Annotated in this window: 23 protein-coding genes and 1 pseudogene; 4 read left to right on the top strand and 20 right to left on the bottom strand. The window is 45.2% G+C overall.

Annotated elements, in window-relative coordinates; translation table 11 throughout:
* Window positions 1-293: 293 nt before the first annotated feature.
* The 14 genes and pseudogenes from ACM6JA_RS17850 to ACM6JA_RS17785 all read right to left on the bottom strand — a co-directional run bounded on the left by ACM6JA_RS17850 (window position 294) and on the right by ACM6JA_RS17785 (window position 16,815).
* Window positions 294-737 carry an SMI1/KNR4 family protein gene (locus ACM6JA_RS17850; RefSeq protein WP_138755668.1) on the bottom strand — a complete coding sequence of 148 codons (444 nt, stop codon included), beginning with the start codon at window positions 735-737 and terminating at the stop codon, window positions 294-296.
* Between the two features lie 23 nt (window positions 738-760).
* Entirely contained in the window at window positions 761-2,371 is a 1,611-nt protein-coding gene (locus tag ACM6JA_RS17845; protein ID WP_414853402.1) for a deaminase domain-containing protein, read from the bottom strand.
* Between the two features lie 511 nt (window positions 2,372-2,882).
* A complete protein-coding gene (locus ACM6JA_RS17840; protein ID WP_414853401.1) occupies window positions 2,883-3,608 on the bottom strand; it encodes a hypothetical protein in 726 nt (241 codons plus the stop codon).
* A gap of 4 nt (window positions 3,609-3,612) precedes the next feature.
* Window positions 3,613-4,704 carry a hypothetical protein gene (locus tag ACM6JA_RS17835; protein WP_414853400.1) on the bottom strand — a complete coding sequence of 364 codons (1,092 nt, stop codon included), beginning with the start codon at window positions 4,702-4,704 and terminating at the stop codon, window positions 3,613-3,615.
* Between the two features lie 373 nt (window positions 4,705-5,077).
* Window positions 5,078-5,284, bottom strand: a pseudogene (locus ACM6JA_RS17830) (transposase); the annotation flags it as partial.
* Between the two features lie 260 nt (window positions 5,285-5,544).
* Window positions 5,545-6,351, bottom strand: coding sequence for an SMI1/KNR4 family protein (locus ACM6JA_RS17825; RefSeq protein WP_414853399.1), 807 nt, complete (start codon window positions 6,349-6,351; stop codon window positions 5,545-5,547).
* Window positions 6,329-7,951, bottom strand: coding sequence for a hypothetical protein (locus ACM6JA_RS17820; RefSeq protein WP_414853398.1), 1,623 nt, complete (start codon window positions 7,949-7,951; stop codon window positions 6,329-6,331). The genes ACM6JA_RS17825 and ACM6JA_RS17820 overlap by 23 nt, the downstream gene beginning before the upstream one ends.
* Before the next feature lie 324 nt (window positions 7,952-8,275).
* A complete protein-coding gene (locus tag ACM6JA_RS17815; RefSeq protein ID WP_414853397.1) occupies window positions 8,276-8,827 on the bottom strand; it encodes a hypothetical protein in 552 nt (183 codons plus the stop codon).
* 4 nt (window positions 8,828-8,831) lie between these two features.
* On the bottom strand, window positions 8,832-11,543 hold the full coding sequence (locus tag ACM6JA_RS17810; RefSeq protein ID WP_414853396.1) for a colicin E3/pyocin S6 family cytotoxin: 2,712 nt from the start codon (window positions 11,541-11,543) through the stop codon (window positions 8,832-8,834).
* A 37-nt stretch (window positions 11,544-11,580) separates the two neighbouring features.
* Complete coding sequence (locus tag ACM6JA_RS17805) at window positions 11,581-11,955, bottom strand: DUF4280 domain-containing protein (protein WP_414853395.1); 375 nt, start codon at window positions 11,953-11,955, stop codon at window positions 11,581-11,583.
* Window positions 11,956-12,162: 207 nt separating this feature from the next.
* Window positions 12,163-13,092 carry a S66 peptidase family protein gene (locus ACM6JA_RS17800; RefSeq protein WP_414853394.1) on the bottom strand — a complete coding sequence of 310 codons (930 nt, stop codon included), beginning with the start codon at window positions 13,090-13,092 and terminating at the stop codon, window positions 12,163-12,165.
* Between the two features lie 49 nt (window positions 13,093-13,141).
* The gene (locus ACM6JA_RS17795; RefSeq protein ID WP_414853393.1) at window positions 13,142-14,509 is read right to left on the bottom strand and encodes a sigma-54 interaction domain-containing protein; all 1,368 of its coding nucleotides are present in this window, start codon (window positions 14,507-14,509) and stop codon (window positions 13,142-13,144) included.
* Entirely contained in the window at window positions 14,496-15,257 is a 762-nt protein-coding gene (locus ACM6JA_RS17790; protein WP_414853392.1) for a response regulator, read from the bottom strand. Before ACM6JA_RS17790 ends, ACM6JA_RS17795 begins: the two co-directional genes overlap by 14 nt.
* The gene (locus ACM6JA_RS17785) at window positions 15,244-16,815 is read right to left on the bottom strand and encodes an ATP-binding protein (RefSeq protein WP_414853689.1); all 1,572 of its coding nucleotides are present in this window, start codon (window positions 16,813-16,815) and stop codon (window positions 15,244-15,246) included. Before ACM6JA_RS17785 ends, ACM6JA_RS17790 begins: the two co-directional genes overlap by 14 nt.
* Window positions 16,816-16,913: 98 nt before the next feature.
* On the opposite strand from ACM6JA_RS17785, the gene ACM6JA_RS17780 reads away from it, so the two are divergent.
* Window positions 16,914-17,963 carry a DctP family TRAP transporter solute-binding subunit gene (locus ACM6JA_RS17780; protein ID WP_414853391.1) on the top strand — a complete coding sequence of 350 codons (1,050 nt, stop codon included), beginning with the start codon at window positions 16,914-16,916 and terminating at the stop codon, window positions 17,961-17,963.
* Between the two features lie 5 nt (window positions 17,964-17,968).
* Here the strand turns inward: ACM6JA_RS17780 and ACM6JA_RS17775 are convergent, their stop codons facing one another.
* The 3 genes from ACM6JA_RS17775 to ACM6JA_RS17765 form a co-directional block, all read right to left on the bottom strand.
* The gene (locus tag ACM6JA_RS17775) at window positions 17,969-19,423 is read right to left on the bottom strand and encodes an ATP-binding protein (protein WP_414853688.1); all 1,455 of its coding nucleotides are present in this window, start codon (window positions 19,421-19,423) and stop codon (window positions 17,969-17,971) included.
* Window positions 19,392-20,078 carry a response regulator transcription factor gene (locus tag ACM6JA_RS17770; RefSeq protein ID WP_414853390.1) on the bottom strand — a complete coding sequence of 229 codons (687 nt, stop codon included), beginning with the start codon at window positions 20,076-20,078 and terminating at the stop codon, window positions 19,392-19,394. Before ACM6JA_RS17770 ends, ACM6JA_RS17775 begins: the two co-directional genes overlap by 32 nt.
* Window positions 20,079-20,289: 211 nt before the next feature.
* Window positions 20,290-21,036: a stalk domain-containing protein gene (locus ACM6JA_RS17765; protein ID WP_414853389.1), complete on the bottom strand. Its 747-nt coding sequence runs from the start codon at window positions 21,034-21,036 to the stop codon at window positions 20,290-20,292.
* A 248-nt stretch (window positions 21,037-21,284) separates the two neighbouring features.
* Here ACM6JA_RS17765 and ACM6JA_RS17760 point away from each other — a divergent pair, with 248 nt between their 5' ends.
* Window positions 21,285-22,577, top strand: coding sequence for a dicarboxylate/amino acid:cation symporter (locus tag ACM6JA_RS17760; protein WP_414853388.1), 1,293 nt, complete (start codon window positions 21,285-21,287; stop codon window positions 22,575-22,577).
* A gap of 48 nt (window positions 22,578-22,625) precedes the next feature.
* Here the strand turns inward: ACM6JA_RS17760 and ACM6JA_RS17755 are convergent, their stop codons facing one another.
* Window positions 22,626-22,880 (bottom strand): hypothetical protein, encoded by a 255-nt coding sequence (locus ACM6JA_RS17755; RefSeq protein ID WP_414853387.1) that lies wholly within the window; start codon window positions 22,878-22,880, stop codon window positions 22,626-22,628.
* 327 nt (window positions 22,881-23,207) lie between these two features.
* Between ACM6JA_RS17755 and ACM6JA_RS17750 the strand changes: the two genes are divergently transcribed.
* Together ACM6JA_RS17750 and ACM6JA_RS17745 are read left to right on the top strand one after the other, a co-directional pair.
* Entirely contained in the window at window positions 23,208-23,705 is a 498-nt protein-coding gene (locus ACM6JA_RS17750) for a cation:proton antiporter regulatory subunit (RefSeq protein WP_137030373.1), read from the top strand.
* 2 nt (window positions 23,706-23,707) lie between these two features.
* On the top strand, window positions 23,708-24,940 hold the full coding sequence (locus tag ACM6JA_RS17745) for a cation:proton antiporter (RefSeq protein WP_414853386.1): 1,233 nt from the start codon (window positions 23,708-23,710) through the stop codon (window positions 24,938-24,940).
* Window positions 24,941-24,988: 48 nt separating this feature from the next.
* Here ACM6JA_RS17745 and ACM6JA_RS17740 read toward each other — a convergent pair whose 3' ends face one another.
* Both ACM6JA_RS17740 and ACM6JA_RS17735 read right to left on the bottom strand, forming a co-directional pair.
* Window positions 24,989-25,537, bottom strand: a complete 549-nt coding sequence (locus tag ACM6JA_RS17740; RefSeq protein WP_414853385.1) for a peroxiredoxin family protein — start codon at window positions 25,535-25,537, stop codon at window positions 24,989-24,991.
* Window positions 25,521-26,216, bottom strand: coding sequence for a hypothetical protein (locus ACM6JA_RS17735; protein WP_414853384.1), 696 nt, complete (start codon window positions 26,214-26,216; stop codon window positions 25,521-25,523). The genes ACM6JA_RS17740 and ACM6JA_RS17735 overlap by 17 nt, the downstream gene beginning before the upstream one ends.
* Window positions 26,217-26,266 lie beyond the last annotated feature (50 nt).

The raw sequence follows: 26,266 nt of genomic DNA, 5'->3' as shown, positions 1-26,266 counted from the left end.
GCTATTAAGTTAAGTAAGGTATAAAATTCAAGCATTGTGTGCGTACAAGCGAAATGATGAAATCTCTATACGGGTATTACATGGGTTAAGTGTGCAATTGGTTGAATGATGGATTCATTCGGCACTGGGTGGGGTGTTTTTGAAAAGCCGCCACTTGTATAAATGTATTATTTAGTATATAGCGGCGAATAAAAAAACCACAACACGGCAGCTAGTTCGCATTGTGGCGGTGGATAGATTATTCGTGAAAAACAATTAAAAAATATTAATTGAAAATAATTACTCAATTCTCTTTAGTCGTATAGTGAAATTAAATATTCAGAAAGAGTATCGCTGACTTTCTTAAACTCCGTTAGATTAAGACTTTCATCGTAAAGATATACTGAAGGATTATCACCCTCATCCAAATTGAAAAACCAAAACATATATCCTTGGTGCATCATAAACACAAACTGATTATCTGTGAGTTTTTTTGAGAAACTATTTTCCTCTAAAAGTTCAACAGCCCATTCTTTTAACTCTAGTATATACTTCATAGTATAATGTGTACCAGTCAAAAACTCTGCACCATTCCCAAACTTACTCATAAAATCTAAATAATTCGAGGGCAGCGTTTTTGTCGGAGAAAAATGTTTTAGTTTTGTTAGCTCATCTTCACTACAAGGCTTCATTGGGTATGATTTTTTTTCTAATGTTAATAAGAATTCCTTTAAATCACCCTTATTTGAAATATCCATGTTAAATCTCCTCCATATTCTACTCAATTCAAGTCATCCAAGATTTGAACTCTCGTGACTTTGATATTCGGAAAATCAATTTGAAATTGATCAATAATATCATTACAACTTTTACAAATAGGGTTATGTGAAATAATTTCAATACTGCCTTCAACATCAGGATTATTTTTGAACCTTTCTCTCAGATATTCTATCATCTTTTGCTCTGTATCTTGCAACCTTCCTTTATTATCTGACCCACTATATTTATAGTGATTTTCAGGTGGTCTAGGATAGTTATCCTTATGATTTGGATTATTTGGATCATACCCACTCATTGATTCAAGATTTATTGATTCACCATCTATTTCCCCCTTAGTTAATGCGACATTTTTAGTTTTTCCTGCGTTAAACCTCTTCCTCACATCATCTATCAATTTCTTATCTTCTTCGGTCGCTTCCCTAAAAACTCTGTTGACAGAACCAGCTTTTCCCGTCCCCTCAGTATCTGGCTTATTATTTCCTTGAGGATCATTTTTCTCAGTACTATCACCTTTACCCTTTGGAGGTGTAGAGTTATTCGAATTCCCAAAATCTCCGTTCACTACCTTTGGTAAATCCTTCTTATCAGGAATGTCTTGAGGTTTTTCAGCATGTTGAGCATGCCCTGTCCTCGCCTCAGTATCTGGCTTATTACTTCCTTGAGAATTATTTTTGTTAGTACTATTAGCCTTGCTATTCATCGACGGAGAATAATTCGAATATCCAGAATCCCCGTTCACTACCTTTGGTAATACATTTTTATTTGGAATATCGAGAGATTTTTCAGCATGTCTCGTTTGGGTTTCTGGGGCACGAGAACCAGTATGGCCCTTCCCGCCATCCAGTCTATCATCAACCTCTTTATTCGACTGTTCTTTCATTTTCATTTGTAACTTTTCAACTAGTGCTTGAATCTCTGCCTGCTTATCACCCGGTGTCTTAGCGCTTGTCTTCATCTTCCCATCAAAAATCGAAGCTCCGCCATCCATCATATCATCGACAGAGTTAAGCAATAGTCCACCTATTCCTTTTCCTCCGCCACCATCCAAACCCTTTCGACCACCTGGCCCATCGAGCTTATCGGCCAGTTTCACTGTCCGCATGACTGCTGTACCTGTACCAGCACTAAGAGCACTTACCGCTACCTCTGCTACCACCATGTCTTTCTTAAACTCATTCTGGCCCTTCTCATAGCTTTGTTCTTCTGATCTGGTCCACAGACCGCCTTTAAACAAGTTATCTTGATCGTATTGGGCGTCTTTAGCGAATGGATCGATATAGTCATCGTATAGTCCTTGTCCAAACGACTTTGCATCGGATTTGATTTGTTCCCACGATTTATTGCCCGTTACCGTATCTCCCACATAATTGACTGCATTTGTAGCGCCGTCTACAGCTCCTCTAGCGAGATCATTTCGTTCGAGGAGAGAAGGCCGCTCTTCTCCAGTCACCCCTTCATAAATGGCGTCTACCAGATACGATGTTGGTAACGCGGTCGACGCAATATCTCCGGCATCTACTACCACATTCCACAAGCCTAACAAGGTATCTCCGAGAGCATCTATCTTCCCTTTCGCCTCAGATAATTGGTTGTTGACAGTTCTGCGCAACATGACGGCGGCCAAGCCATTTTCCTGAACGTCCTTTTCAAATTCACTTAATATCGTCAGAAACGCATGACGAACCTCCGCACGGAGTTCATGACCATGCCGTTGTCTTCATCGGCGCTCGGAAGGTACCGCTTGACCTTTGAGCCTAGCTCGGGCATGAGGTACAAAATCATCTGCATATAAAAACAGGTCAATCATGGTGGTATCTGACCATAATTGACCTGTTCAACATGACGCTATTAAGTTAAGTGTGCGCACAACAAAAATGAAGAAACCTTTATACGGGCATTACATGGATTAAGTGGGTGATTGAGAGAATGATGTTTATTCGACACTAGGTGGGGCTTTTTGAACAGTCGCTGCCCATCCTCTTTCGTCGGATGCTTATTCGAAATATTTTGCAGTATAGCGATGGATGAAAAAGAGGGCAAGCATTTTTAGAGTCTGGTCTGTATTGTATGGTGTTATTTTTACTTCTACAGAAAAAGCTTACACAATGAATATTGCCCCCAAATTACATATAGTCTACTACATTTAATATAGTGTCTCTTAGTGCAATATAACCTAGTTTATCATATGGCAAAACTTGATCATAAATTTCCATAAATGATTTTTTCAATTCTAACTCTTCATGTTGTGTTAAATCATCGTCTATTTTCTCAAGTAATTTAAAATAACTAGCAATCTTTAGGCACAAGTCTGAATCTATATTTTCATTTTCACCAATTTGGTAAATACCCTCTGGCAATAGATGAGTACTTGCCTTGTAAATCATAATTCCCATCATCTCATTATTCTGTACAATAACTGAAAAATCTGAGGTTATTTTTATTTCAATGGAAAAGTTATTTACGTCCCACTTATTTGAATGGGTCAGTAGTATATCATCTTCAAGATAGTACTCGGTAAAATCTGATAATTTACAATCAAAATTCCTCTTCTCACTTATTTCAATGCTCCCATACTTTTCTTCTATTGAATTTATATTGATCTTATCTCTCTTTACGATTATTGGTTCATTTAACTTTATTACTGCTCCTATAAAATTCAAATGTTCTTGATCAAATAATATTGTATCTTCATCAGACCACAACCACTTATAACTTCCATAACACTTACCAATTAACTCTTCTATTTCATAATAATTTTTCTCTTTACCAATCCATACAACTTGACTTGACATGTACCATCTTACTTCTGAATTACTTATAAACTGTCTATCATTAATCTGTATCTTCATTTTTTCATGGTAATATTTGAGTAGCAGGTGGCATATTCTTCCCACTAGGAGTTGGTACCCCAGTAATAATTATGTCATGTGTAACGGGCATTCCTAGATCTGTGGCTTCACCACCAAAAATAGCGGCACCACTTTTTCCCCTTGCTCCGTCTTGTCCATAACTTGTAATTACATTTCCTTTACCACTGCCTTTGCTTTCAACTATTACCACATTTCCTCCCTTCCTATAAATCAAGTTCTGTGAGTTATTACCTGCTACATAAATAGCATCATAATTAGATAATATTTCTAGTTCCTTCTCTTTTCCAAGCCTACCATGGTAACCACTTCCATATTTAATTTTTCCTTCTTTAGCTTTCTCGCTAATATCATTTGCTGATTTAGCAAGCTTCTCAAAGCCTTTTGGTATACCACTATTACCCGTCCCCTCATTACCATTATCATTACGACGATGATTCCCTCCACCACCGCCTCCATTACCAGGCAAATCATCATGCCGAACAAAATAAAACCTATATTCACCCGTATAAACCTCTCTGAAAACAGCAACTCCACCAAGCATGTTCCCCATCTGCTTAAGAAGCTTATCAACCTGTTTTTGTAAATCAGTAAGCGACTCTGTGAAGCTTTTAGCCTGCGTCTTTAGCTTCCCACCCTTTAGCGATGAGCTACTGTTCCGGTGGTTATCTGCGCCATCGAGAAGTAATCCCGTCCTATTCCCACCATCTCGTTTTCCATGTTGGGCATGCCCATCTGGCTCCAAGTCAATTACCTTTTTGGCTCCCTGCTTATAGGCAGACGCAGCCCCACGGCTGAGTAGCAGCTCGGCAATAACCAAATCTTGCTTGCCTCTATTTCGGCCTTTTTCGTAGCTTTCTTCAATCGACCTGGTCCAACTGCCGCCTTGTGTGTCTTCCAACATGTATTGCCCATCTTTTACAAAGGGTTCTATGACATCGCTGTAGACTCCTTTTGCACCTGACCAAGCCGTTTCTAATGCATCTGTTCCTATTTCTCTCGCCGATTTATTCCCCGTGATTACATCTCCTGCGTAATTCAAGGCACTGGTAGCACGATCCGCGACTCCCTTTGCCATGATATTTCGCTCGGTAAGTGATCCTACGTCTTCTCCACTCACCCATTCATAAATTCCTTCTGAGCCACCGAGCGTTGCTGTGGTAAACACAATATCTGCTGTATCAACTACAGCACCTTACTATGCAATTCCATTCTTTTGACGATGGCACATGGCGTGTACAACTATGCCATCTCCCACTTCTAAGCTCGGGACATTCATATAGTTAATTCCTCTGTATACACAAAAGGCTCATTCCTCCCCTCATTCGAGTTGGAATAAGCCTTTGAAAGTTTATCAAGTTTTTAAGTAGTTAGCGTTTGATTAATTGGTTGTATTGTACGATCACGTTGTTGGACTTGTAAACTGGTTTACACAAAACTTTTGACAGACCCGTTTTTTTACTGTATCCATTACGACTATTTGTTGTCCGCTTTCTTTTCATGTCATGCTTCGCATATCCAAGAGAGGACTCCATTTCTGCTTCGAGCATTTCTTGGATCGTTTCAGCAAACAAATCCTTCAAAGCCGACTGTACATCGTCCACAGACTTCATATCCTTCTCTTTGATCCACTGTTTGATCTGCTCTTTTGACATCATAAAAAATCTCCCAACCTTTCTAAGACTAATTGTAGTTACGAGGTTGAGAGTTTACACAGAATATTTTACAGACTCGTATTGTGGTTTGTTGGTTGTATTGTACGATCTTGATGTTGGGATTGTAAATGGTTACACAAAATTTTTGACAGACTCGGTTGCCTACTTCAAGCATAGTAGTATTTTTCAAGAAATCCTTTTCAAAATCAGTGTTGACACGCCAATATTAGTGTAAAACTTTGCATATAAGCATGGTGAAAGCTTTAATTTTTTTTATTAACACATAATTCAGCTAGTAAGGTTTCACCAATAATGTCGATTTGTTTATCTAAATCACCTGCTATAAACCCACGCAATGAATTATTTCTACTATCGATGTAAAAGCTAATGCCGTCTTTAAAACCTATGTGATGGGTCAGGTCACTAAACCAAGCTTTTTGAAAATCATATGTTTTTAAAAATTTATCAATTATGCCAAAAACATCCGATTCATTATGCTTCTGTATTGCTTCTTTAAGCATATTAGGTGATCCAGCAAAGATTATACACTTATCATAATTTAATCTTTCATATTTACTAAATGCACATTGAAATAAGAGTTTTTCAAAGTTATCTGCAAAATAACTTACAAACTGGCTATCCTCATCAGTCATAACAATCTGAGGATTATCAGTTTGGGTAAAATCAAATGATAGTTGACCATCAAATAATTCTTTTTGAAAAAAATGTATATATTTATCACTTAAAGTGTCTGGTGCTTCCTCATGTATCCCTTCATAAGAATTAATTATCTCAGAAATTGAAGCATATCCGGGAAGTTGAGTTTTTAGTAAACCCTTATCATCCTGCCCCATATAATTTAAATAAACCTCATATTCTTTAGGAAAATGATAGTTATATTTATTAATTTGTGTTAGATTTTTTAGCGTATCTATGTCCTCTTTTTTTGCTGGTTCTATTTCATTTTCCCATTTCTCATCAAATCTTGATATATATTTTGATAATCGTTCAAAAAGATTTGTACAATCTCCTATGGGTGGGATGTGATTACTTTTTATTGGCATTTGCATATTTCATGTACTCCTCTATATTTTTTATATCACTACACGTTAAACATGGATTCATTTGGTTTGAACCTTCTGCATATGGATACGGATTTTCTTTTTTAGATGAGCGCCAAACAGTATCCATACCCGTTATTTTACTTGGGTTATCATGTGCAGCATTTACTACTTTTGATTCTGCACATGTACCTGCAGTATTACTACCCTCTATTGTATCTAGTTTTTCTGTTGGCATCGGTTCAGCCTTTACAGTGTATTTATCTCCATATTTTTTATTTAACGCATTTTGTAATTGTCTTGCTGTTTCAATATTTTTAGGACTTGCTTCACCTGAAATCCCAACTGAAACCGTTCCATCTTCGTGCGTTATTACAGAAACGACTGGATTTGGGGCTCTTTTACCATCTCCAAGTATTTTATTAAGCTCACCTACCACATTTTGTGCTTCTGCAGTAGCCTCTGGAGTTCTAGATGGGTATGATGCCACGTTCCCCTTACCCTCAGAATCCCTCTGCTCTTGTTCTCTTCTCTCTCTTTCTTCTCTGTCTCTTCTCTCTCTTTCTTCTCTCTCCCAGTCTTCCTTCCCATCCCTACGACGATGATTACCTCCACCACCGCCTCCATTACCAGGCAAATCATCATGCCGCATCCAATAAACCATAGGTTGACCCGTAACAGCATCTCTGAGAACTACAACTCTTCCATTAAACACACCATTCATCTGCTTGAGGAACTTATCAACTTTTTCTTGTAACTCAATCATCGACTCTGCAAAACTCTTACCATGCGTCTTTAGCTTTCCATCCTTAAGCATGGCGCTCATTGCATCATCGATACTGGAATTAGGCAAAAGGACACCTTTTCCATTTCCCTCATGGTCACCTGACTTTTTCTTGCCATTCGGCCCATCCAGCTTATTGGCCATTTTCACTGTCCGCGTAACGGCTGTACCTGTACCAGCACTAAGAGCACTTACCGCTACTTCCGCAACCACCATGTCTTTCTTAAACTCATTCTGGCCTTTCGCATAGCTCTCTTCTTCCGATCTGGTCCACAGACCGCCTTTAAACAAGTTATCTTGATCGTATTGGGCGTCTTTCACGAATGGATCGATATAGTCATCGTATAGCCCTTGTCCAAACGACTTTGCATCGGATTTAATTTGTTCCCACGATTTATTGCCCGTTACCGTATCTCCCACATAATTGACTGCATTTGTAGCCCCTTCTACAGCTCCTCTAGCGAGATCATTCCGTTCGAGGAGAGAAGGTCGCTCTTCTCCAGTCACCCCTTCGTAAATCGCGTCTACCAGATACGTTGTCGGTAACACGGTCGATGCAATATCTCCGGCATCTACTACCACATTCCACAAGCCTAACAAGGTATCTCCGAGAGCATCTATCTTCCCTTTCGCCTCAGCTACTTGGTTGTTGACAGTTCTGGGCAACATGACGGCAGCCAAACCGTTTTCCTGAACGTCCTTTTCAAACGCACTTAATATCGTTGGAAACGCCTGACGAACGGTCCGCACGGAGTTCATGACCATGCCGTCATCTTCATCGGTGCTTGGAAAGTACAGCTTTACCTTTGAGCCGAGCTCGGGCACGAGGTACAAAATCATCTGCATATAAAAACAGGTCAATCATGGTGGTATCTGACCATAATCGACCTGTTCGCTGTAATACTATTACGTTAAAATTCAAGCTTCATGTCGGTACAACCAAAATGAAGAAATCCCTATACGGTTATTACGTGGGTTAGGTATCTGATTGGTTGAATGACGAGTTCATTCGGCACTGGGCGGGGGCTATGTCAACCGCCGCATTCATATAAAGAACGAAAAAGCCATGTGGGGGAATATAGGATTACTATTACCTACATAGGGTTTACACTAAATTTTTGACAGATCGAGATGATCGGCTCCTCAGAGCTAACATAGTTCCAACACATCCGTAAATAAAGCATCTCCTAAAGTTAATCTCCTATTGAAAGGTTTAATACTAGGTAGGACATCCCACTCATAAACTGTATCATAGAAATCATAAAGATGGCTAATCTCAGAATACCCTTTTAAAGTCATGATCCTATTGATTTGATTAATTCCTTGTATCATTTCTAAAGATTCCGCTGTACCAATTATTTCCAAAGCACCTTCTATCAAGTTATGCCTTAATGAATAACTAAAATCTAAAATATAAATTGGGATTAATTTTGAAACTTTTATATTTATTTGTTGAGAAAGTAGAAAACCTTCCTTACCTGATATATCCTGCAGATGTATTAAAATATCTGCTGAAGGGCTGAACATATTCCTACACTCAATTTCCTTTAGATTTCCAATCTCATTAAGTTCAATTGGTACATCTAGTTTTTCAGCACATTTCTTTTTATACCATTCGTCTAATTCTCTTTTAACCAATAACTGTTCAAGTAATTCTCCAACCTCAGGAAATTCTTCAACAAAACGCTGTCCATGTTCCATGATATTAACCATCCCATCTTCTTTTAGGTTCACCATCTTTAGTTTGCTTACCTGTCACAGGATCAAACTCTCCTAGATGTTCTGTCCTTCGTTTATTCCATTTTTCCAACTTACCATGTTGCGAATCCCACTGCCAATTAAATCCATTACTATCTGACCAAGATTTTCTTTTTAATTTTTCTTTAATCTGAGTCATTCCCATCTGTTCCATCCACTTTGTTGGTTCTACGAGTCTGTAACCATTCGTATCGTCTCCAACAATTTTTTGCTTATCAGCTATTTTGGAATTGTACTCTTCTGTTCTCTGCTGTTTACGTTTGAAATACCCCCCATAAGCATCATTACCCGTCCCCTCATTACCATTATCACTTCGACGATGATTCCCTCCACCACCGCCTCCATTACCAGACAAATCATCATGCCGAGCCCAATAAACCCTAGATTGACCCGTATGAGCGTCTCTGAGAACAACAACTTTCCCCATCTGCTTGAGAAGTTTTTCAACCTCTTCTTGTAATTCAGTAAACGTCTCTGGAAAGCTTTTAGCCTGCGTCTTTAGCTTCCCACCCTTTAGGGATGAGCTACCGTTCCGGTTGTTATCTGCACCATCGAGAAGTAACCCCGTTCCATTTCCACCGTCTCGTTTTCCACGTTGGGAATCCCCATCTGGACCTAGGTCAATTGTCTGTTTAGCTGCCTGCTTATAGGCAGACAAAGCCCCACGGCTTACCACTAGCTCGGCGATAACCAGATCTTGCTTGCCTCTATTTCGGCCTTTTTCGTAGCTTTCTTCGATCGACCTGGTCCACATGCCGCCTTGTGTGTCTTCCAACATGTATTGCCCATCTTTTACAAAGGGTTCTATGACATCGCTGTAGACTCCTTTTGCACCTGACCAAGCCGTTTCTAATGCATCTGTTCCTATTTCTCTCGCCGATTTATTCCCCGTGAGTACATCTCCTGCGTAATTCAAGGCACTGGTAGCACGATCCGCGACTCCCTTTGCCATGATATTTCGCTCGGTAAGTGATCCTACCTCTTTACCACTTACCCCTTCATAAATTTCTTCGGAGTTGCCGAGCATTAATGCGGTAAACGCAATATCTGCTGTATCAACCACAGCACCCCACAACGCGGATAAACTATCCCCCCAGAACTCTTTGTTCCCCTGCGTTTCTGCGTCAAAATTTGCCCGCATTCGCTCTTTTTTCACTGCTTCAAAACCTTTAGCCTGCACTTGTTTCTCAAATTCACTAAATAACTGGTCGTACTTCGTTCGCTTAGACGCCTCCAGCTTAATCTCCTCACTACTGGATTTGTTTTCCTCCAATAGTTCTATCGTATCCGACGCCGTTTTCACGGACAAGCTCTGCGTCCCGGACAAAGACACGGCTGCCCCTTTCAGGGTCAGGGCACCACTCGCACTTATATTCACATTCGAGGTACTTTTCAGACTGACGCCAACATCCTTGTTCATCGAGATGTAGAGCATCCCTTCCTGAGCAGTCATCGTCAGCTCTTTATCCCCGAGCGTAAACTCTTTCCCCTGCGGATTCCCAAACGTTTTCACACCGGGGTCCTGCATTTGCCGCTCCTGCTTCTCGGCAGCCGCTCCTTTGGGCGCATGGCGCACGGAGTTCATGACCATACCGTCGTCTTCATCGGCACTCGGGAAGTACAGCTTTACCTTTGAGCCGAGCTCGGGCATGAGGTACAAAATTTGGTTGCCTTCCGCTGCATACGGGAACCACTGTGCCTTGCTTGGCTCTTGCTTTTTGTCCATGTTCAGGTGGAGCTTGACCTGATTGCGACCGATTTGAATCACTTTTCCGTCGATCGCCGCACCGATGATGGCCTTGTTGTACAGCTTCGATTGCTTGACGGATTCAGGCACGGCGCATACGTAGCTCCATCTCAGGAGTCCCTGCTCCAGCTTCCCAGTGACTTTCGTAATGACAAACGTTTGCCCTTCCCGCTGCACCTCATCCCCGATTTGTAGCAGGTCGTCGTAATCGAAGGTGTACGTCGTGTACTGGTACTCGCTTACAGACGAGGAGCCGTTTGCTGCTTTTTTCATGTACGGCGCGATGGCCCGGTTGACCTCGTATGGCGATTCTTCTTCCAGCTTGATTTGCTTGCGACCCTCGGGCATGCCGATCCACAAGCGTACCTTATGCGCACTCAAATCCGGTACGAGGACGGCTCCGACATGGGAAGCGATTCGCTTTAAAAAGGTCCAGTCTGTCTCCTCGTACTGCATGATGAAATTGCCTTGCTGACGGTCGTCGAAGGCTTGATCGATGACATCTCCACCGTGATAGACGGACATGATCTCGTCTACGACATCCCGGTACAACCGATTCACCTGTTGAAACGAACGTGTTTTCACGCTCAGATCCAACGCATATGTATGCGACACGGCCTTTATTGTGACGTAGTGAATGTCTCGTACGACCTTGATCTCCACATGATCCAGCCGCCCCATGAAAATAGGCTGTTTTTGCCCGCCTTCCACCTTATACAGCTCGATGGGATCGTGAGTGCCGGCACGATTGATGATCTCGTCCTCTTTGTCTTCCGGAACAATTCCTGTAATCGTGAGCTTGGCGTGTGTGCCTGTTTGATGGACGAACTCCAGCTGATCTAGCCGGATCGGTCCATATGGCCAAACGACTTTTATATCCTGATAGGTCATGACGCCGTTCGTACGCTGCATGTTCTCTCCCCTCCTTCTCTAGCAAGCGCGGGAAGCGTCAATCCTGACCGTCTTTTTCAATCGTGATGATGCCTGACAGATTGCAGACTAGCTGCGACTTGCTCAGTAAGGCATGCTCGTTGTCGATGAGCACATCGTGCTTTCCATCTGTCCATTTCGAGGGCGTCTGTGGCACACAAAGTCCTCCTCCTGCCGCTGTGCAAAACCCAAAGCATCCGATATTCACTCCGGGGACGTGATCGGCAACATTCATGACAGGCTTGTCTAGGCTATAAACGCCATGGCACAAGGGCAAATTCAATATACCGGGGTCAGTTCCCTTGCTGCACTTGAGGGTCGCTCCCCGCACGACATATGAGTACTCGGGGCTGAACAACCCCATGGCAAGTGCTTGAAGTAACGCTAGCATCATTAGACCTATCTCCCCTTCCAAAAAAATCCTCCGCAAGCAACTTCCATATTCCGTCTTATTTTTACATTCCATCTAATAATCGGGATAAATTGGAAAATATTTTATGGGTCAAACGTCCTGTTTCCTTATTTTTCTAAGTAACCCAAAAAGGCTCCCACCAACGCTACAAGAGTTGGGGAAGCCTTTTTGAATTCAAACATATTCACACTATATGGTTACACTCTCTTCGATCACCAGTTCACCGTTTGTCGCATCGAGACTAGCCTCTACGCCCAGAGGGAGAGCGATGTTGCACGCGCCATGTCCGATCTGAATGTTCCAGATGGTCGGCTTTCCGTACGGTACGACGATATTTTGAAACACATCCCAGACAGAGAAGCCTTCGCGCTTTTTCGGCTCACAATCGGTCCATGTCCCGATGACGACGCCTGCACAATCATCAAACAAGCCACCCTGGGCAAGCTGTGTCAGCATGCGGTCAATCCGGTACGGCTCTTCGTCGATATCCTCCAGGAACAACAGCTTGCCTCTCGTATCGAGCTGGTAAGGCGTCCCCATCAAAGCGGAGACGAGGGCGAGATTCCCGCCGACTACGGGACCAGCTGCCTGACCTTCGACGAGACAGACGATTTCTTCCCCAGGCGGATTAATGATCGCTCCCAATGGCTCGGGGCGAGTCATGGCGCGTAGCAAATATTGCTTGGACCAGTCATCCAGTCCATGCGCGATGTCTGAGGTAGCCATCGGCCCGTGAAGGGTAGCCATATTCGCACGCTGTCCGAAAACGGTATGCAGCGCCGTAATGTCGCTGTAGCCGATAAACAGCTTCGGGTTTTGGGCGATGCGGTCATAGTCGAGCAAGGACAGAATTTGCGGGGAACCGTAACCGCCGCGCATGCACATGATCCCGTCCACTTCCTCTTCGACGAACATGGCATTCAGTTCAGCCGCCCGTTGCTCAGCAGTTCCCGCCAAATACCCACCGTACGATTCTCGGCACGTATCCGATATTTTCACCTTGTATCCCAAACCTTGCAGCTCTGCCATTGCTTTGTTCAGCACTTCTTCTGTAGCAGGGCTAGAGGTTGCCACTACTCCGATTGTATCTCCTGCTCGCAATGCTTTCCCTTTGTTCATCTGTCCAGTCTCCTCCTCCGGGTTCTCTCCCCATTATCGTACATCTGTGTCAAATGGTGCATAGCCATTTTCGTAGCTTGCGACTTGCAGACGGCTGGCTGATTCCGAGCGCTTCCGCTACCTTTGTCGTCGTCTTATGCTGCTCATACGCCCGGTGCACGAGCTGGCGCTCCACCTCATCCATGGCATCCTGCATCGCCATCACACGATCTACCTTGATCCCTTTGTGCTCACTGTACTCTTGGTTATGAATATAACGTGGAATTTGCGCGGGCGTAATGAGGACATCGTGAGACGTGACGACGAGCCGTTCCACCACATTTTCCAACTCTCGCACATTGCCAGGCCAATCGTATTCACTGAGGATGCGATAGCAGGTATCTGCGAGCTGTCTTTCCAAACAGTACTTTTGCGAAAAGACATTGAGAAAGTAATGAACGAGCACGGGTATCTCTTCCTGCCGTTCGCGCAGCGGTGGAATTTCCAATGGGACGACGTGAATACGATAGTACAAATCCTCGCGAAACTTGCCTTCCTTGACCATTTGCCGCAGGTTTTTATTCGTGGCCGTGATCAGCTTTACATCTACTTTTCGCGAAACAGAGCTACCTACGGGTGTAATCGTTTTTTCTTGCAACACATTCAACAGCTTCACTTGCAAGGAGAGAGACATCTCCCCGATCTCGTCCAAAAACAGCGTGCCTCCGTTTGCCTTTTCAATCAAACCTGCCTTGCCATCTTTGAACGCTCCTGTAAAAGCACCCTTTTCATAGCCAAACAGCTCTGACTCCAGCAATGTCTCAGGAATGGCTCCGCAGTTGATGTGCACGAATGGCTTGTCCACCCGCGGACTGCACTCGTGGATGTATTTTGCCAGCACACCTTTTCCGACGCCTGATTCTCCTAACAGGATCATGGATGATTCTACCTGCGACAGTTTTTTGGCCAACATGGCGACCTGCTCCATGGACTGACTGCGGTAGATCAAGCTAGTCTCTCCTTTTTGTCTGTTGTTCTCCTTGGTCATTTCACTCTGCAAGACCGTCCCAACGTACTTGACTTCATTTAATTCCTGCTGCAGTTGCTCCTGGCTAGTTATATCAATAAAAGTATGAACCACTCCGCTAAAATTCCCGTCCTGATCCCAAATCGGTGTGCCTTCCACAAAAAGCTTGCGATTTTTCCGGGTGGTTTGAATCGTGTGTATCTTTTTCTTGTCACGAATGACCCGCCTCGTGATCGTTGGCGCAAAATAACCGAGGTGATAAAACTCCTCGATTGGCTTGCCCACCATCTCCTTGGGATCGATTCCGAAAAATTCCTCATATCGTCCTGAGCCATACAAGGTTCTGCCTTCGGCGTCTGTTACGTGCACGATATCAAACAGCGAGCCTATTAACGATTCATAATCGATCATGGCGCTCTCTACCTCCCGTGCCCCCCGCATCTTGTGGAGTGACACGTACATAGCGATTCGTCGGTCTGCCTACCCCACCATAGCTGACATCCATTCTGACACTCCCGCTCTTCTCCAGATAGTCCAAATAACGTCTGGCCGTCACTCTCGCAATCCCTACGCGTTCGGCCACGTCATCTGCCGATAGTGGCTGACTCTCTTTCTCGACCTGGCGCATGATTTGCTCCATGGTGACAGCGTGCAGTCCCTTCGGAAGCACTGCCCTGCCTGGAGTGGTATCGGCTTGTTCTTTTTCCGGGCTTTTGCGGAATAACAGCTGGTCGACCTCATCCTGGGATGCGGTTCCCTCCCAATCAATCCGTCGGCGAAACTCCCGATAGTTTTCCAACGACTGCTTGATCCGTTCAAACTGAAACGGCTTGATAATATAGTCCATCGCCCCATTGCGCAGCATGGACTGGATCGTGGTCTTGTCCTTTGCAGCTGTCACGACGATGACGTCCACAGCATGTTTGGCGGCGCGCAACTCCATCAACGCTTTCACCCCGTCCTGGATCGGCATGAAAATATCAATGATCACCAAATCAGGCGTGAGCTCATTCACTAGCTTAAGTCCATCTGCCCCGTTGGCTGCAATTCCGACCACGACAAAGCCCCGGACACGCTCAATGAACTGCTTGTTGATTTCCTGTACCATCGGATCGTCTTCCATAATCAGTACGCGAATGTTATCGTTAACCTTCTCCATGACTCTCCACCTCCCCCATCGGAAACGTTATGAGAAAGCTGGCCCCTTCTCCGCGTGCCGAATGGCAAACCAGCTCGCCCCTCCCTTTATTGACCAACTGATGCACCAGATGCAGACCAAGTCCACGGTGCGCTCGTTCTTTCGTAGAAAATCCCCGTTCTAGCATGTGTCGGCGCGTCTCTTCGTCCATGCCGTTTCCGTTGTCCTCCACCAGGATGGAGCAAATCTCTTCGTCTTGCTCGATACTGATCATGATCTCCTTCTCCTCGCGTTCGATTCGCTCCAGTGAATCAAATGCATTCTCGATCAGATTTCCCAATATGAGCACGAAATTGTGATGATCCATATACGGCGGAAATTGTTCCAGATGACTCCTGCGATCAATGACAACACGGATGCCCAGCTCTCTTCCGCGACTTACTTTGCCAATCAAGAGTCCAGATAAATTCTCATCCATAATCCGTGTTGTTAAAAAGGAAGTGAGCTCCTCCTGTTGCTCATTGACCTCGAACAAATACGCGAGTGCCTTTTCATGCTGATGGAGCTGGAGCAAACCTGCGATGGTATGCAAATGATTCATGTGCTCGTGATTTTGTACCCGCAGCGCACCGACGAATTCTTTTACGCCCGTCAGCTCCTCCGCCATTCTCGCCACTTCTGTTCTGTCCTGAAAAATCGCAATCGCACCGACGATCTTCTCCTCGACCTTGATCAGAAAACGGTTCGACCAAAGCAGCGTATTGCCGACGTGAATTTCCGTGTTGGTAAAATTCTGGCGAAGCTCCAGCACTTCTGGTAATCTTGTGTCGTGCAGGACAGAACGTATGTGTTTGCCCAGCACCTCTCCTTCGATGCCAAAAATTTGCTTCGCCCTATCGTTAAAGATTGTGATTCGCTCCCGATTGTCGATGGCGATGACTCCCTCATGCATGGCATGGAAGGTTGCGGTTCGCTCTACCAGGATTCGCGCGATTTCGTCTGGCTCCAGGTCGAGCATCTGTTTTTTCATGTGACGTGCCAACTGATAGGAGCCCCACACCCCGAACAATAAGGAGAAGAAAAAGGTCAGGGCGATATTGTTTCGCTCGGTGTACAAGATCCCCCAAACATCAGGCATGACACGTCCGACCAAGACAACACCCACTTGCTGATGCTGGTCATCCATGATCGGCACGTAGGCCCGCAGAGCGGTTCCCATCTCTCCTTTGACTTTCTGAAAATAGGAGTGCTCGGCATAGGCCTCATCAACCGCTGGGTCCATAAATACCGTACCGATTCGCTCATCTAATGGGTCTGAGTAACGGACACGCTCCTTATTCAGCACGACGATATACGTCACATCGTTGACGACGCGCAGGTTGTTTGCTGTCGGTTGGATCACCCTCCACCCGTCTGGTTCCTGAATGCTTTTTTGTACATTTGGAATCGTCGCAACCGTGCGCGCTGTAGTCATCAGTCGTTGTCCCAGTTGGGTTTCCGTAATCCGAATAATCCCGCCGGCCATGATCAAGTTTCCGATGATCAAGGAAAAAAGAACGATTCCGACGGAGAGCAGCATAATCTTCCATTTGATTGTTAAGCGTTCAAACAGGTTCGTTCTTTCCTTTCCATTGGGTTTGCAACTCAAATTCATTAAATGTTAGCAGGTGTTTGAAAATGAAATCGTTGGTAACCAGTACATTCATTCTCATACTCGGACTTGTGAGCGCTGTCATTATAGGCTTCGGACCAGATTTCCTGATAGAAAACAGAGGATACGACGAAGAACAGGTAGGGCTGTCCAATCAAATTATTATCAAGTTCAGCCACGTGATCGCGGAAAATACACCGAAGGGGCTAACCATCGAACGCTTTTCCCAGCTAGTGAAGGAAAAGACAAACGGACGTGTAGAGGTACAAGTCTTTCCCAACAGTATCCTTCATACCGAGAAAACCGAGATGACTGCTTTGCAAAACGGCGAGATCCAGATGATCGCCCCTGCATTCTCCTATCTGTCGAACACGATTCCTGAGTGGGCTGTCCTTGATCTGCCTTATCTGTTTCGATCCCAGGAGGATGTCGAAACCGTATTCAATGGGGAAATCGGTCAAATACTATTCGATAAGCTTGAAGATTCCGACATGAAAGGGCTGGCCTTCTGGGCAAGCGGCTTTAAGCAAGTCACAGCCAATCGCCCGTTGATCATGCCTTCCGATTTTGTCGGCCAACGCTTGCGCATCATTCCAGGCAACGTGATCGAAGCTCAGTTTCGCACGCTCCAGGCAATCCCTGTAGGCTCTTCCTTCAATGAATTATACAGCATGCTGGCTGCCGGAAAAGTAGACGGCGAAGAAAATACGATCTCCAATGTGTACACCAAACGCCTCTATCAAGTACAAAAGAACATGACGATCAGCAATCACAGCTATCTGGGCTACACCGTCGTGATTAATAAAACGTTTTGGAACAACCTCCCCGCCGATATTCAGCAGGCCATATCGGAAGCGATGCAGGAAGCGACAGCTTACAATAATCAATTAGCTGTTTCCATGAATGACAAACAGCTGCGCTTACTCCAAGAAAATGGGGGAATACACATCCACATACAGACTGCCGAAGAACGTGCCGCCTGGATCGAAGCATTACAGCCTGTCTACGATCAATTCGCTCCGAGTATCGGAGAACCCTTGATGCAGAAAATCAGAGAGCTCCACCAACGCCGGTGAAGCTCTCAAGCAATCTCCTCTTTCTGCTCCTTGCTTATGGGCAAAATCAGCGTAAACAAAGATCCCTCTGACGTGCTTTTTGCGAGGAGGAGATCTCCGCCAAGAGCCTTCGCCATCATGCGAGAATAGGACAATCCCAAACCGAGTCCACGTACTTTGTCTTTTTTATTGCTTCCCCGAAAGAAACGCTCGAACACAAGAGGCTGTTCCTTTGCGGGTATTCCTGGCCCATCGTCTTTGACGTCGATTCGTAAATCCGTGTCCGTCTCGTAGAGAGTGAGCGCTATGCTCCCATTCTCACCGACTGCCTGTTTTGCGTTGTTCAAAAGGTTAATCAAGATTTGCTGCACACGGCCCGGATCGACATAGATCATCGTCTGCTTTTCTAAAACCTCAACGGTAAACGTGACGTGACCGAGGTCGTGGACAATCCGCCATTGTGAGGCGATCTCGCGGATCAGCTTGTTCACGTTTTGCTCTTCCTGACAAACGGTGATCGCTCCTACGGCAAATGAATTGAAGTCAAGCAAATCCTCTACCATTTTTTGCAAGCGCTTCGTTTCCTTCAAGCAGATTTCTAAAAACTCCTTCTGCTCCTCACCGGAAACCACCTCGTCGTTAATTGCCTGGATTAATCCGCTAATCGACGTAACGGGGGTTTTCAGCTCGTGTGTCACTCCAGCTAAAAGCTCTGTTCGCATACTTTCCAGCTGCCGAAGACGATCGGCCATTTCCGCAAACGTATGCACCAGCTCGTGAATTTCTTTTTCCTTGATCGTTTTATTGATCAAGACGTCGTAGTTTCCTTCTACGATCTGGCGAGCAGACATCACCACATTTTGAATCGGTTCAGACAGCTTCCGCGCATGAAAATAAATAACCGCCCAGCCAAGCACACCTAAACTGCCCAGCATGATGACCAAATATTGGATTTCTTCTTTACCTACTTTGATATCTGTTTCTGGGAAAAGCAAGATCACCATGCCAATGACTTGATTATTGTATTCCAAATTTTTCCTCACTACATACAGTGTCTCACCTGACGGATGCCTCACTTTATCCCACCTATCCGCCTGCTCCAACAATTCAGGTGCTGCCTGCTGCAAGGGAGGTGGAAGCTTGGTTGGTCGACTGTAAACGACCTCTCCCTTTACATCTTCAATGAACAAAATCAGGTTGCGATCAACACCCATAAACTTGCGCCGATTATCCAATACCTGATGAAGTTTTTCCCCCACCAAAATATTCCCAACATCATCGACGACTCGATCTGCCACTTCCTCTGCAAACAGTCGCGTGACCTCGATCTGCTTTTCAATCGCAGCGTACTTGATCCAATAAGCAGAAACAGCCCCAATGATGAGCAGCCCGATCACGAGGGTGAGCAGATAGCGTGTGGTCCAATAGCGCAGCAGCGATACGGGCTCATTATTTTTTATAAACACAGAATTGATACCCAACCCCTCTTTGCGTCTTGATCTCGCCCTCATGAACCGGCCAATTCTCCAGAGTCTTTCTGACCCGCTTGATCGCCAGGTCTACGGCACGATCACTCCCCCCGTAGTCTATTCCCCATACTTGTTCAATCAACTGCTCACGGGTAAAGGTCTGATTCGGATTTTGTGCCAGAAAAAGCAGCAAGGACAGATCGCGCGGGTGAAACGTCAGTTCGAGACCGTGCAACGTCACGTGATGGGACTGAAAGTTTATTTTCAAGCTTCCGAATAGTCGAGTCTCTTGATCTTTCACCAAAATAACAGAGCGGCGCAGCACCGCATTTACTCGCGCAACTACTTCGTCCGCGACAAAAGGCTTCGTTATGTAGTCATCTGCTCCTTGATTCAGTCCCTTGAGCTTTTGGTCTGTCTGGCCGAGCGCTGTCATGATAATGACCGGACAGGAGCTCTTTTCGCGAATATACTGGAGGATTTCCCAGCCATTGCGTTCAGGGAGCATGACATCCAATAGAACCAAATCCGGCTTTTTTTCATCAAAAAGCTGCATGGCCTCGATCCCGTCATTCGCTTGCCAGACCTCATACCCTGCCTTTTGCAAGTAAGCCTTCAGCACGCGCGATATCACTAGTTCATCTTCTACCAATAATATGCTTTTCATATCTTCCCTACCTGATTTACAGACATATAATCATTCCTATTCGCGAATTCTCGCATGGTCCCCTCTATACTCTACGTATTCCTATTCTATCAGTTTACAACCTTGTATTAAAATTTGCCTTTGATGTTTTTGGAAAATAGGAAAAAAGCCTTGCATCCCATGTAAAGGAGCAAGGCTTTTTTTGTGAGAAACGTCCCCACTTTGCGGGAAGTTAGTTGATAACGTCACCATCGAATTTGATTTCTTCATCGCTAGCATCAGCAGAGAAATCGTACAGGTTTTCGTCGTCATCGCTGCTATCAACGATTTCACCATCGATGTCTGCATCTTCGAACTCATCCCAGATATCTTCTACTACTTTTTCAACGAGATCCTCGAAATCGGAATCATCCATAGCGTCGTATTCGTCTTCAAATTCATCCTTGTCGACCGCGATTTCTACATCGATATCATCTTCGTCGCCACTCAGCGTGAACTTCCACTCGATATCTTCGTAGTCATCGTAGTCCTTGTCGAGTTGATCTTCCAGGTCGTCCAGGTCATCTTGGACATCATCGTCATCATCTCTGTTGCTCTTGCTGTTTTTCAAATCAGTAATCTGTTTGTTCAGGCTGTCAATTGTGCCTTGCAAGGTTCTGATTTGAGCATCACGTGCAGCCAACTCTGATGCGTGCTGGGAGTTCGCCTTGTCTTTTACCGTGATGGTGTACTTCGTGCCATCCCATGCTACATCCTTGCTGAACACGTCCGCCATCATACGCAGCGGGATGTACGTGGTTCCGTTTACGATAAATGGTTCGATTGTAGTTGGAACAGCTGCACCGTTATAGATAACTTTAATGTTGTTGTACTTAGCTTGCAGATTCTTCGTTCCAGTCGCTGCTTGAGAGCTCGTCGGAATAAGTGTGGTAGTCAGAATCAACGCTGAGGCAATCGCCAGATATTGCTTCTTGAACATAGAAAATCCTCCATTCTCCCCGTTGTCTATTTCTTTCGTGTCACTATGTACATCTCTTACTTTACCTATCGTTCGTGTCGAGAGTATGTCAACAATTGATTTTTTCCTTTCCAATTTGAGGGGATTTCTATGACCAAAAGGACCAAAACAACCAATATGACCGTATCATTTTCAATTTTTCACACAATTTATACAATGCGAAAGAGAGGAATAAAGCGTTTTCAAAATCTGGAGGAGGAACGAATTTCATGCGGATCAACTTTAAAAATCTGACCGTACAGGTCGTTATTGCCATCATTCTCGGTATCCTAGTTGGTCATTTTGCACCCAAATTTGGCGCAGAGCTGAAGGTGTTGGCCGATATTTTTGTCAAACTGATCAAAATGGTCATTCCACCGATTGTCTTCTTCACCGTAGTGAATGGAATCGCCAGTATGGGAGACATGAAAAAGGTCGGTAAGATCGGCGGCAAAGCGCTGCTCTATTTTGAAATCGTTACCACAATCGCATTGGCAATCGGACTACTCGTGGTCAACATGATCAAGCCTGGGGTAGGCTTTGACAAAACGGGACTGACCAGTGGGGACGTCTCCAAGTACACGGAGGCTGCTGCTCAGAGTAACAACGGTTTTATTGATTTTATTGCGGGGATCATCCCGGAAAACGTCGTCGGGGCGATGGCAAATGGCGAGCTGTTGCCTATTCTGTTCTTCGCTGTCCTGTTTGGCCTTTCACTCGCTGCCATGGGGCAAGCGTCCCAGCCTGTCATCAAGCTGTTTGACAAGCTGGCACACGGATTTTTTGGTGTCGTCAACATGATCATGAAGGTTTCTCCAGTAGCTGCATTTGGTGCAATGGCGTACACGATTGGCAAATTCGGCATTGGTTCGCTGACCAGACTGGGCCTTTTGATGACGGCTGTCTACATCACGATGTTTTTGTTCATTATTCTCATACTGGGCGGAATCGCCCGCTACTACAAATTCAACATCTTCTCGTTTATCAAATACATTCGGGAGGAAATCCTGCTCGTGCTCGGTACATCCTCCTCAGAGTCCGCTCTTCCGAGAATGATGGATCGGCTGGAGAAGTACGGCTGCTCCAAATCCGTTGTCGGTCTGGTCGTACCGACGGGCTACTCGTTTAATCTGGATGGTACCTCGATCTATTTATCTATGGCTGCCATTTTTATCGCCCAGGCATATGGCATCGAGCTCAGCTTCTGGGAGCAGGTCACCCTTTTAGGAATCCTGATGATTACGTCAAAAGGGGCTGCCGGTGTCACAGGTTCTGGTTTCATTACACTCGCCGCTACCTTGGCAGCCTTCCCTATCATACCGGTCGAAGGCATTGCCCTCTTGCTCGGTGTTGATCGATTCATGTCAGAAGCTCGTGCCATCACGAATCTGATCGGAAATGGCGTAGCTACCGTGGTCATAGCCAAGCATGAAAATGAGTTCCATCCGGGACGCGTCCAGCAAGCAGATGAAACCGCCATCGAGTCGGACAACGATTCAGAAGCAAAACCGATCATGGCCTAGTCCCTATAAAAAAGAGGTTCTCCTATTGAGAGAGAACCTCTTTTTGCTTTAGTCATTTGGCCATGTCTTACGAAGCTCCTGCTCAAATTGACGCAGGTGATTAATTCGCTTCTGTGCTGCCTGATACTCCTCCTGCCAGCCCTCTTTCTCGCGCTCCTTGATCAGCTCCGCCTTTTTCTCCAGCTCTCTTACCTCATTGCGCAATGCGATCACGATGTCCAATAGCTCATCCATATCCATGGACCGCATGTCTTGAATAAAGATCCATTCAGCTTCTGTTAATCGATACTGTTTGTTCGCCATGTTTCATCATCCTTAAAATAACCTCTATCGAAGCCCACTCATGGTGGAGAGACCGCGTTTTAGAGGAAGGTTAATATTCCTGTTCGTTTATAAGTGTGTCACTTTTTAATAAAAATGTTTCATTTCGAAGAAAAATGACGTCATTTCGTGTATAATAGTTGATGTAGGTATGAATGTCGACAATAATCCGCACAACAGGGGGGATTATTACTAAAATATCACCGGAATGGATATAATTCCAAATAATTATTGACGACTTGTTGCTCACTGGGAGAAAAGAGCAGCTATCTATGCCAATACAGTGTTTTGCGCGAAGGAGGATCTTACATGTTCTCTATTAGAGAATCCGATTTGCCAGGAATCGGCAGGAAGTACCAGGTCGAAACCAGAAGTGGCGACAAGCTGGTTATCGTCATTCACGATGACGGCCGCCGGGAAATGTATCACTTTGACCGTGATGATATGGACGAAACGATCTCCATGGTTACCCTTGACGATGATGAGGCGAGACAAATTGCTGCCATCGTAGGCGGCTTGACGTACAAACCATCTGCACTGGAAACAGTCGAGGTTGCGTTAGACAAACTCATGATTGAGTGGTACAAAATTGAGCCCAACGCTCCTGCCATTGGCAAGACGATTGGGGAACTAAACATTCGTCAAGAAACAGGCGCTACCATCATCGCTGTTATCGAAAAAGACCATAAACAAACGATTAATCCCGGCCCCGAGTATGTCCTTTGTACAGGATCTACGTTGGTCGTTGCAGGTGAACGGAAGCAGGTGAAGGCTCTCAAGACTAATCTCAGCAACGGAGGTGAGTGATATTGGAGCATATCGTTTTTGAAGTCGGTCTGGCCCTCGCACTCATAGCAATTGCGGGGTTCCTCTCTATGAAGTTAAAATTCTCCATTGTACCCTTCTACATTCTCGTCGGGATGATCGTGGGTCCACACGCTCCCGACATCGGTTTGTTTGATCTCCGCTTTATTGAAAGCGCCCCGCTCATCGAATTTATGGGCAGACTTGGCGTACTCTTCCTGTTGTTTTACCTCGGACTGGAATTTTCGGTAGGCCGTCTGATCAAGGCTGGTCGATCCATTGCCGTAGGCGGTACGATCTACATCGTGATTAACTTTACCCTCGGCCTCGTATTTGGTTGGGCCGCTGGCTTCCCTCTCAAAGAGGTATTGATTATCGCCGGTATTACCACTATTTCCTCCAGCGCCATTGTGGCAAAAGTACTGGTGGATCTCAAACGTACAGCAAATCGCGAAACAGAGATGATCTTGGGGATCATCATGTTCGAAGACATATTTTTGGCCGTCTATATTTCGATCGTGTCCGGCTTGGTATTAAGCGGTGCAACCTCTCTTGCTGGCGTACTCTCATCCGCATTGATTGCACTCGGCTACATGCTTCTCCTCATTATCGTAGGACGCAAGCTCGTACCTTTCCTGAATCGGGCATTGAACATCAAATCAAACGAAGTGTTTATGATTACGGTGTTTGCCGCTCTGTTTCTGATTGCGGGTTTTTCCGAAACGATCCATGTTGCCGAAGCCATCGGAGCATTGCTCGTAGGTCTCGTCTTGGCAGAAACACAACACATGAAGCGCATCGAGCACCTCATCCTGCCGTTTCGTGATTTCTTCGGAGCCATGTTCTTCTTCAGCTTCGGTTTGACAATTGATCCCTTGTCATTAGGTGGAGCCGTATGGTTGTCGATTGGTGCAGTTGCCCTCACCCTTTTCGGTAACGTCGTCGCCGGACTTTTGGCTGGACGAAGTGCCGGATTGTCTCCCAAGGCTTCTACCAATATTGGACTGACCATCGTATCTCGCGGTGAGTTCTCCATCATCATGGCTAATCTCGGAAAAGCGGGCGCACTCATGGAAATTTTGCAACCATTTGCGGCTCTTTACGTTTTGATTCTCGCCATTTTAGGTCCATTGTTGACCAAGGAATCCAAGCATATTTACAAGTTGCTCAATGCTGTGTTTCGTCTGGATCGAAAAACACCACTCAAAGAACCAGAAAACAAAGTAGACGCTGGATAATAGGAGAGATATCACTACCGACAGCAGATATGCCTGCTGTCGGTTTTTCTATTTGATCGCAGACAACATATTCTCCATTATTTCTTCACTCATCGGGCCGATGTATTTATTCTGGACCACGCCGCTCGAATCAATGATGTAGCTGGTCGGAATCGAAATGGCTTTGTACACATTCGCCACTTCTTTATCGGGATCGAGCAAGATCGGGAAGCTAATGCCATACGACTTCACAAAATCAGCCACCGCCTCCGGACTCGTCTCCGTATCAGTCAGATTGACACCCAGAATAACGACGCCTTTTTCCTTGTTCTCTTCATAGTAACGCTGCATGTCCGGCATTTCTGCACGGCAAGGAGGACACCATGTCGCCCACAGATTGAGAATGACTTTTTTCCCCCGTAAATCGGATAGCTTGACCGTACCGCCACCTATCTGCTGGAGTTCAAAATCCGGAGCGGTATTTCCTTTTTCAACTCCAATCTGCCCGTTGCCTGAAGCGATGGGCTCCTGCTTGTTCAAGAATTCCGCATCAATAATGCCCCATCCCAAAAGCCCCAAGAGTACGACGATCGCCCAAACATTATGATGCTTCTTCATCGGTCGTTCCCCCTAACGGCTTCACTCGTCTGGACAAAAAGAACAGCAAGAGAGCGAATGCATAGTACATGAGCTGATCGCCTGAAAGTCCTGCAAATACAGCTTCTCGATTCGGTACAAAAAAGTACACATAGACTTGGCTAATGGCAAACCACATCACGGGTGCAAGCCAAGCCGCCAGATGAATGAGTCCTTCCTTTGCCCGTTGCAGCCACCAAAGAAAGTAGGTGCATATGGCGACCTGCTGTACGTGATACCACATGCTGCTCTGTTCTAACACTACCGTGAGCAGCTGATAAACGCCCGTTGCAGCAAGAAAACCTGTCGCCATTCCCAAGGCGACGAAATGAACAGGAATCGCTTTTTTGCGTACCGTCTTGGTGAGGTAGACGACAACTGCCACGACTGCCAGCATGGCCCCGTTTTCTCCCCCGGAAAAATAAAGAATGGATGAGGGATTCTCCACCGCTTTCGAAAAATAAAACAGGACGTAGCTGAACTTCCAAACGAGAAATGCCAGCACCAATGCATTGCTCAACAGCTCAATAACGGCTGATTTCATTTCTCTGTTATTTTTAAGCTGAGCGGATATGGCCACAAAGCCGAGCGAAAGCGAAACAATGACCGCCAGCATGCTCATTTTCAACAAAAAAGGGCCCATTTGAAAAGCGTCCGACATTTTCGTTTCCTCCTTTAGGAAAATGTCTTACTCTAGGGAAGACAAGTATC

Source organism: Brevibacillus sp. IT-7CA2, assembly GCF_949767855.1.
In the GTDB taxonomy this organism is placed as follows: Bacteria; Bacillota; Bacilli; order Brevibacillales; family Brevibacillaceae; genus Brevibacillus.
This window is presented reverse-complemented; position numbering and strand designations above follow the sequence as displayed.